8 protein-coding genes are annotated in these 8259 nt (G+C 31.5%); 5 read left to right on the top strand and 3 right to left on the bottom strand.

Annotated features, from left to right (window positions below; genetic code table 11):
• Positions 1-48: 48 nt before the first annotated feature.
• The 3 genes from NH288_RS04020 to NH288_RS04010 are packed head-to-tail and all read right to left on the bottom strand — an operon-like array spanning position 49 to position 3324.
• Positions 49-462 carry an Asp23/Gls24 family envelope stress response protein gene (locus tag NH288_RS04020; protein WP_265213268.1) on the bottom strand — a complete coding sequence of 138 codons (414 nt, stop codon included), beginning with the start codon at positions 460-462 and terminating at the stop codon, positions 49-51.
• A gap of 54 nt (positions 463-516) precedes the next feature.
• Positions 517-792, bottom strand: a complete 276-nt coding sequence (locus tag NH288_RS04015) for a metal-sensing transcriptional repressor (protein ID WP_265213266.1) — start codon at positions 790-792, stop codon at positions 517-519.
• Complete coding sequence (locus tag NH288_RS04010; RefSeq protein ID WP_265213264.1) at positions 793-3324, bottom strand: heavy metal translocating P-type ATPase; 2532 nt, start codon at positions 3322-3324, stop codon at positions 793-795. It lies immediately after the preceding gene.
• 89 nt (positions 3325-3413) lie between these two features.
• Here NH288_RS04010 and NH288_RS04005 point away from each other — a divergent pair, with 89 nt between their 5' ends.
• Genes NH288_RS04005 through NH288_RS03985 form a run of 5 tightly spaced genes read left to right on the top strand, consistent with a single transcriptional unit; the run spans position 3414 to position 8257 of the window.
• Positions 3414-3683, top strand: a complete 270-nt coding sequence (locus NH288_RS04005; protein WP_106460293.1) for an acylphosphatase — start codon at positions 3414-3416, stop codon at positions 3681-3683.
• A 36-nt stretch (positions 3684-3719) separates the two neighbouring features.
• Positions 3720-5042 (top strand): Mur ligase family protein, encoded by a 1323-nt coding sequence (locus tag NH288_RS04000; protein WP_265213262.1) that lies wholly within the window; start codon positions 3720-3722, stop codon positions 5040-5042.
• Positions 5043-5053: 11 nt separating this feature from the next.
• Positions 5054-5719 (top strand): type 1 glutamine amidotransferase, encoded by a 666-nt coding sequence (locus NH288_RS03995; protein WP_199792176.1) that lies wholly within the window; start codon positions 5054-5056, stop codon positions 5717-5719.
• Positions 5694-6008, top strand: coding sequence for a YerC/YecD family TrpR-related protein (locus NH288_RS03990; protein WP_106461115.1), 315 nt, complete (start codon positions 5694-5696; stop codon positions 6006-6008). Before NH288_RS03995 ends, NH288_RS03990 begins: the two co-directional genes overlap by 26 nt.
• A gap of 53 nt (positions 6009-6061) precedes the next feature.
• On the top strand, positions 6062-8257 hold the full coding sequence (locus NH288_RS03985) for an ATP-dependent helicase (RefSeq protein ID WP_265213260.1): 2196 nt from the start codon (positions 6062-6064) through the stop codon (positions 8255-8257).
• Positions 8258-8259 lie beyond the last annotated feature (2 nt).

Raw genomic sequence — 8259 nt, 5'->3', positions numbered from 1 at the left:
GCAGAATAGATTTAACTATTCTGCAACATCACCTTTTTAGTTCAATATTTATCTTTCTTCTTTTTTATCTTGATTTTTTTTAGCAAATTCTTCTTTAGTTAAAACATCTACTATATCAACTTTTACAGCTGCGACTTTTATACCTGTAAGTTCATATATTTCTTGCTTGATTAAAGAGTCTATTTCTTTAAAAACTAGCGCTGCTTTTTTTCCATACTCTAATATTAATGAAGCTTCAACAATGCATTGTCTTTCTTCTTGATTAATTGAGATTCCAGATGTAGATTCTTCTTCCTTGTTAGTAAAACTTGATGTAATTGAGTTTAATAGGCCTCCTTGAAGGTCTAATACTCCATCTACCTTATCTACAACTTTCTTTGTGATTTTTGCAAGAACCTTATCTGATACTGTATATTCACTAATTTCATCTTGAAATGGTTGATTTATGTTATTTTCTGTCATATATATCTCCTTTATCTTTATAATATAAAGATACCCAGCTAGTAAATATTGAAACTATAACTTGTTAAGTTTATCAATAATTTTCTCTATTTCATCAATTTTTTCTTTTATTGATTCTTCATCATTTTGCTTAAGACTATCATAAACACAATGTTCTAGATGGCCTCTTAAGACATCCTTATTGATATTTTTAAGAATAGAAATTGAAGCCATTAGTTGGGTGGATATATCTACACAGTACCTATCATCTTCAATCATTTTTATTAGACCGTCAATTTGCCCACCAACTGTTTTAAGCTTTCTTATAGTTTTGCTCTTATCAGCATGCATTTACTTATATTCGATTCCTTTGTATTCATAACCTGCTTCATCGATTGCAGACTTTAAGGTTTCCTCTTCAATATTTCCTTCGTAAGATACTTCTGCTTGTTTATTTTCAAGCTTTACATCGACTTCTTTAACACCTTCAATTTCACTTAAAGCTTTATTAACGTGTTTTGCACAATTATTGCAGCTCATTCCATCAACATTTACGATTACTTTTTTAAGTTCACTCATTTTATCCTCCAAAATATTTTCTTCGATAGTGACATTCTTACTTTCTTCATATCCAGATGCACTTGACTTAAATCCTCTAAGCCTTAAAGAGTTTAGACAAACAAATACTGATGATAAACTCATAGCAACTGATGCGAACATCGGATTAAGCCTTATATTTAAGCCTGGATAGAGTAGACCTGCTGCGACAGGTATTAATAATATATTATAAAAGAAAGCCCAAAAAAGATTTTCTTTTATAGTTTTTATTGTTGCCTTAGATAATTCTATGGCCTTGACTATGTCTAGTAGTGAATTTTTAACTAGGATGACATCTGCAGAATCTATAGCAACATCAGCGCCGCTTCCTATTGCTATCCCGATATCAGCTCTAGCTAGGGCAGGGGCATCATTTATTCCATCTCCAACCATAGCTACTTTTTTGCCATCAGCTTGTAGTCTTTTAACTACTTTATCCTTATCTTGAGGCAAAACTTCTGCAAATTTCTCATCTATATTTAGCTTTGCCCTTATAGCTTCAGCCGTATTTTCATTATCACCTGTTAGCATAGTTATCTTATAAGAATCTTTTTTTAGCAGGTCAATTGCTATTTTAGATGATTCCTTTGCCTGATCTTGGACAGCTATCAATCCTAGGACCTTATCAGAATCAGAAAAATACATAGAAGTCTTACCTTCTTTTGATAGATCTTTATGAATTGTTTCATATTTTCCAGTAGAAATATTATTTTCATCCATCAACCTAAAATTACCAGCAAAATAAGTTTGACCATCAATTTTTGCTGCAATACCTTTACCTGGAAAAGATGTAAAGTCATCAATAGGGATATTTTCTATATTTCTTTCTTTTGCTTTATTGATTATAGCTTCTGATAAAGGATGTTCAGATAGGTGCTCGATTGAAGAAGCTATCTTTAAAAATTCATTTTGGTCCATATCTGTCATTATATCTGTTACTACAGGCTTTCCTTCTGTGATTGTTCCAGTCTTATCAAGGAGTATAGTATCAACCTTATGCAAGTTTTCAAGACTTTCTGCATTTTTAAATAATAAGCCTATTTGAGCACTCTTACCTGTTGCAACCATTATTGCCATTGGAGTGGCAAGCCCTAGTGCGCAAGGGCAAGAAATAACAAGTACAGATATCATTAGATTTAAAGCAAATTCAAAGTCTTTGCTATAAAAATACCAACCAATAAAGGTAAGAATTGATATTAAAATTACTGCTGGCACAAATATTGCTGATATCTTATCTGCTAATTGTGCGATTGGAGCCTTAGTTTCATTGGCTTCATTTACAAGATTTATGATTTGGGATAGGGTAGTATCTTCACCGACCCTAGTAGCCTCAAACTTAAAAGAACCTTGTTTGTTAATAGTAGCAGAAATAACTTCATCACCAACCTCTTTAGTTATTGGTATTGACTCGCCAGTAATAGCTGCCTCATCAACAAGAGAGCTTCCTTCAATAATTACACCATCTACCGGAATCCTATTACCAGGCCTAATAACTACCACATCACCTTTTTTTATATCAGCAGTATCTATAGTTATTTCCTTACCATCCCTTATGATATTTGCCTTATCTGGTGATAAGTCCATAAGAGACTTAAGAGATGCTTTTGTCTCGCCCTTACTTCTTGCTTCAAAAAATTTACCAAGAGTAATTAGGGTAAGAATCATTGCTGATGATTCAAAATACAGGTTATGTCTATAATGATCAATCACATCAAATTCTGATAGACCTGCTGCATGGGCCATTCTCATTATCACGAAGATACCATACATAAGAGCTGACGAAGAACCTAAAGCAACTAGGGTATCCATGTTCGGGCTTCCATTTTTTAGTGATTTAAAACCTGAAATAAAAAACTTTCTATTAACAAATATAACTGGAATTGTTAATAAAAATTGAACAAAAGCGTTATTTATCGCTCCACTAGTTCCTTCTAAAAACCTCGGTAGGGGAAGATTTACCATAGGTCCCATTGCTACATACATGAGTATTATCATAAAGAAAAAGGATACCTTAAGCCTAAACTTAGTATTATCTTCTTCTGATTCTTTAAGCAAATCCTTTGATACTGACTCATTATTCCCCTTAACCCTAGCATTATAACCAGCATCTACAACAGCCTTTATAATTTTTTCATCATTTAATTTGCTAGGATCATAATCAACGGTCATCGATTCATTTATTAGATTGACGTTTACTTCTGTAACACCAAGCTTGCTTACAGCCTTGCTGACAGCTGCTTGGCATGAAGAACAAGTCATACCTTCTATATCAAATCTTTGTTTCATTAAACCTCCTTTACCACCCCTAGGGGGTGTATAATCATTATATTTTTACATGAGTTATTGTCAAGTATAATAAGGCATAAGGAGTATATATGAAAAGATATCACATTATTTTTAAAGGTAGGGTTCAGGGAGTAGGCTTTAGATTTCAGGTAAAGATGCTTGCAGACTCACTAAATATTACTGGTACAGTTAAAAATTTATACGATGGGAGTGTTGAAGTCTTTATCCAAGCAGATAAAATAACTTTATATAAGTTTTTTGAGGGATTAGAAAATATTAATTTTGCAAGAATTGAGAATAAATTTGTAGAAGTAGTTGATATTAAGCCCAATGAAAGTGAATTTGAAATAATTTATTAACTTTGAAAAATTAGCATAATAAGGTTTAATAGTATTATGAGTTTAAAAAGCAAACTAGTTAAAGTATTAGCAAAATCGATAAGGTCTTCATTAAGATTACTAAATAGAAATGCAACGAGCCTACCAGGCTATATTGCTTATAAATTAGATAAAGATATTCTTAAAGAATTATCAAAAAATACTAAATTCATATTTGTAACCGGAACAAATGGCAAAACAATGACTACTCACTTTCTTGTAAGTATCCTAAAAGAGGAGTACCCTATTGTTCTTACAAATGAATCTGGTTCAAATATGGTTCAGGGCATAATAACATCCCTGCTTGATAATCCTAGTGATAAAGAAAGTATTGCTGTCCTAGAGGTGGATGAGGCTAACTTAGTAAGAATAGGTAATTATCTAAAAGCTGATTATATAGCTCTTACAAATATCTTTAGAGATCAAATGGATAGGTTTGGTGAGATTTATAATATCCTAGATAAGATAATAGAAGGAATTGACCTGATGCCTGATTCAAAAATTATAGCAAATGGTGATCTCCCCTTATTTTCCTATGATTCTTTAAGTAGATTTTATCCAGTATATTATGCTATTAGAGAAAATGAAGAAGGTGCTTATGTTTTAGATGCAGAATTTAACTCTGATGGAATTTTGTGTCCTCATTGTCATTCAGTATTAAAGTATAAAAGTGTAAATTATTCTTCTTTGGGAAACTTTTCGTGTCCTAATTGTGACTTTAAGTCACCAAAGATAAAGTATCGTATAGATAAAATAACAGAGGAAAATCCGGATCATTCTGAATTTATTATTGATGGCTACAATTATGAAGTAAATGTCGGTGGTAAATATAATATTTATAACGCACTTACTGCTATATCTGTAGCCAGAGAATTAGGTGTATCTCAAGAAAAGATAAAAGAAGGCCTAAAAAAACAAAAGAATGTATTTGGTAGACAAGAAAATATTAAAATCAAAGATAAGGATCTTATAATAAACCTTGTCAAAAATCCAACAGGGCTCAATCAAGTTATTGATCTTATGCTATTGGAAGATAAAGATATTAGTTTAATTTGTCTACTCAATGATAATTATGCTGATGGACTCGATGTGTCATGGATATATGATGCTAATTATGAGAAATTAAAAAAACTTAATATCAAAAAAATATATGTATCTGGTATGAGGTCAAAGGATATGAAAAGAAGGCTTGAAATAGCAGAGCTTATTGATCAACCAATAGTCGAATTTGATTATGAAAATGAGATTTATGATGTAATCGATAAGATTAATACTAGCGATATATATGTTTTATCCACATATACAGCAATGCTAAGACTAAGGGAGGTGCTTGATTTATAGAAAAATTTAGAATATGCCACCTTTATGGAAATCTATTGAATACTTATGGCGATGTAGGAAATTTAATGGCTTTTGAGTATGAACTTAAAAAGTTGGGTATACAAACAGAAAGGAAGATAGTTTCTATAGGTGATGATTTTAAAGAATCTGATTATGATTTTGTTTTCTTTGGTGGTGGCCAGGACTATGAACAGTCCATAGTCAAAAATGATTTAATAAAGAAAAAAGATGAGATTGTTAAATATATCGAAAATAACGGCTTATTTTTAGCAATTTGCGGTGGTTATCAACTGCTAGGCAAGTACTATTATGACGCTTATGGAAACAAAATAGATGGTCTGTCTATCTTCGATCACTATACAGTCAATCAGGATTCTAAAAATAGGTTTACCGGCCAAATAAAAATACAAGTGGAAAGCTTTGATGAAATATGCCTAGGTTTTGAAAATCACGGCGGTAGAACATTTTTGTCAGACAAGCAAAACGCTTTTGGAAAAGTTTTGGAAGGTAACGGTAATAACGGTGAAGATAATAGCGAAGGCTTTATTTATAAAAATACCATAGGGACTTATTTGCATGGTCCAATTCTTGCTAGGAACGAGAACCTGTGCAAAAAAATTATAGAAAAAATATTTAAGGAGAATAATTATGATGTCAGAATCAAAACTAAGAACTAAAGAAGCAGATGAACTTTTCGAAGCGATTTTAATGCTAAAAGATGTTGAGGAATGCTATCAATTTTTTACAGACATCTGTACAGCAAGGGAAATTCAATCAATTTCACAAAGATTACATGTGGCTAAATTATTAAAGATTAGAAAAACCTATTCAGTTATTGAAGAAGAAACAGGCGCTTCTACAGCTACTATTTCTAGAGTTAATAGATCACTTAACTATGGAGAAGGTGGTTACGATTTAGTTCTTGAAAAACTAATTGAAAAAGACCTTAAAGAATCAAAAGAGTAAGTTACTTACTCTTTTTTTGTGGTATAATATATAGGTCGAGAAAGTGAGGTCTTATGAACTTAGATAGGTTAAATGATAGGCAAAAAGAAGCGGTTTTACATAAGGATGGCCCTTTATTAGTCTTAGCAGGAGCTGGAAGTGGAAAAACCTCCGTTTTAACCACAAGTATAGCCTATAAAATCAAGGAGCAATCTATAAATCCTAGCCATATTTTAGCTATAACCTTTACCAACAAGGCAGCTGGAGAAATGAAAGAAAGAATAGCTGATTTGCTAGATATGGATGTTTCTTATTTATGGATAGGAACCTTTCACTCAATCTGTGCTAGAATATTAAGGATGAACATAGAAAAAATTGGATATTCTAGTAATTTTACAATATATGATACTACAGATCAGAGAACCCTAATCAAAGAAATAATAAATGACCTTGGCCTAAAAGATGAGATAAATTACAGGCTTGCTCAAAATGTAATATCAAATGCAAAAAATAAATCTATAGGACCCGATGAGTTCTTAAAGCTAAATTTCTATATGCAAGATGCAGATGCCATTGCTGAGATTTATAAAGAATATGAGAAAAAGAAATTTGATTACAATGCGCTAGATTTTGATGATTTGATAGAAAAAGTCTTGGACTTATTTTCAAAAGATAAGGAAACCCTTGCCTATTACCAAAATAAATTTGATTATATATTTGTAGATGAATTTCAAGATACAAACAACTCTCAATATGAACTAATAAAATTCATAGCAGGGGCAAATCAAAACGTTGTTGCAGTAGGAGATGCAGACCAATCTATCTATTCATTTAGGGGAGCAGATATTAGAAATATCTTAAATTTTGAAAAAGACTTTCCAGCAACAAAAACCATAAAACTTGAGCAAAATTATAGGTCTACTTCAAAAATTTTAAATACCGCAAATAAATTAATCGTTAATAACCTCGAGAGAAAAGAAAAGAATCTTTGGACTGATCAAAATGAGGGAGCAGATGTAATTTATAAAGAAACCTCTGTAGAAAGTGAAGAAAGCCAATTTGTAATTGAAACAATTAAAGACCTCATATCCGAGGGATATAAGGAAAATGATATAGTAATTCTCTATAGGACAAATGCTCAATCAAGACCTTTTGAGGAAATTCTTTTGAAAAATTTAATGGCTTACAAAGTTATAGGTGGTTTAAAATTCTATGATAGAAAAGAAATTAAAGACTTAATATCCTATTTAAATATATTAGTCAACCACCAGGATGATATAAGTCTAAAGAGAATTATAAATGAACCAAAAAGAGGAATCGGTGCTAAATCAGTAGAAAATATTGAAAATATAGCCAGAAGTCATGGAATTTCAATGCTTGATTTGATAATAGATCCTAATTTTTCACTTCTTCTAACTGATAGGTATAGAAAATTAGCTGATAAGTTCTACCTACCACTTAAAGATATTTTTGAAAATGTAGATAAATATAAGATTGTCGATTTAATCAATGAAGTCCTTGAAAAATCCAACTATCTTAAAAATCTCGAAAAATCTATAGCAGTAGAAGATAGGGCAAGGATCGATAATATAAACGAATTTATATCATCTGCTGCTGAATACCAAGAAAATAATCCAGATGATAATTTAAGAGATTATTTAGAAAATCTTTCTCTCTTATCTGATATAGATAAGACCGAAGATTCAGAAAATTCAATATCTCTTATGACAATGCACCAGGCTAAGGGTCTTGAATATCCAGTAGTATTTATAGTTGGCCTAGATGAAGGACTGTTTCCTAGCAAAAGAAGTTTAGATGAGGGTAATCTAGAAGAAGAAAGAAGGCTCTTTTATGTAGGAATCACCCGTGCAAAGGAAAAACTTTACCTAACCAGCTCTCAAGTAAGAAGAAATTATGGTAAAGTAACATATTATAAGCCATCAAGATTTATAGAAGAAATAGATGATCAAATAAAAAAGCAAACAAATAAGGAATTTATTGACTTTAACTCTAGAACTTACGAAAGATCTTTAAATGAAGATTATATGAGAGAAAAGGCTAGACAATCTGTCCTAAACCTAAAGGCTAAGGCCTACAAAAAGGATGATTCAACCTATCAAGTAGGAGATACAGTTATGCATAGCAAATGGGGAAAGGGAATGGTCGTTCAAATCAAAGAGAGCGAAGATGGCAATGAATTAGTAATAGCTTTTGATAAGAAAGGCCTTAAGAAATTAAACCAAGATTATGCACCAATAACAAAGGTATAAAT

Origin of the sequence: Anaerococcus sp. NML200537 (genome assembly GCF_026131715.1) — a bacterium.
Classification (GTDB): Bacteria; Bacillota; Clostridia; order Tissierellales; family Peptoniphilaceae; genus Anaerococcus; species Anaerococcus kampingae.
The sequence above is the reverse complement of the archived record's forward strand: the minus strand, read 5'-3'. Positions and strand labels throughout refer to the sequence as shown.

Bases quoted from the DNA above. Each gene is read 5' to 3' on its own strand.
- NH288_RS04020 (WP_265213268.1), bottom strand. From the start codon at position 462: ATGACAGAAAATAACATAAATCAACCATTTCAAGATGAAATTAGTGAA.
- NH288_RS04015 (WP_265213266.1), bottom strand. From the start codon at position 792: ATGCATGCTGATAAGAGCAAAACTATAAGAAAGCTTAAAACAGTTGGT.
- NH288_RS04010 (WP_265213264.1), bottom strand. From the start codon at position 3,324: ATGAAACAAAGATTTGATATAGAAGGTATGACTTGTTCTTCATGCCAA.
- NH288_RS04005 (WP_106460293.1), top strand. From the start codon at position 3,414: ATGAAAAGATATCACATTATTTTTAAAGGTAGGGTTCAGGGAGTAGGC.
- NH288_RS04000 (WP_265213262.1), top strand. From the start codon at position 3,720: ATGAGTTTAAAAAGCAAACTAGTTAAAGTATTAGCAAAATCGATAAGG.
- NH288_RS03990 (WP_106461115.1), top strand. From the start codon at position 5,694: ATGTCAGAATCAAAACTAAGAACTAAAGAAGCAGATGAACTTTTCGAA.
- NH288_RS03985 (WP_265213260.1), top strand. From the start codon at position 6,062: ATGAACTTAGATAGGTTAAATGATAGGCAAAAAGAAGCGGTTTTACAT.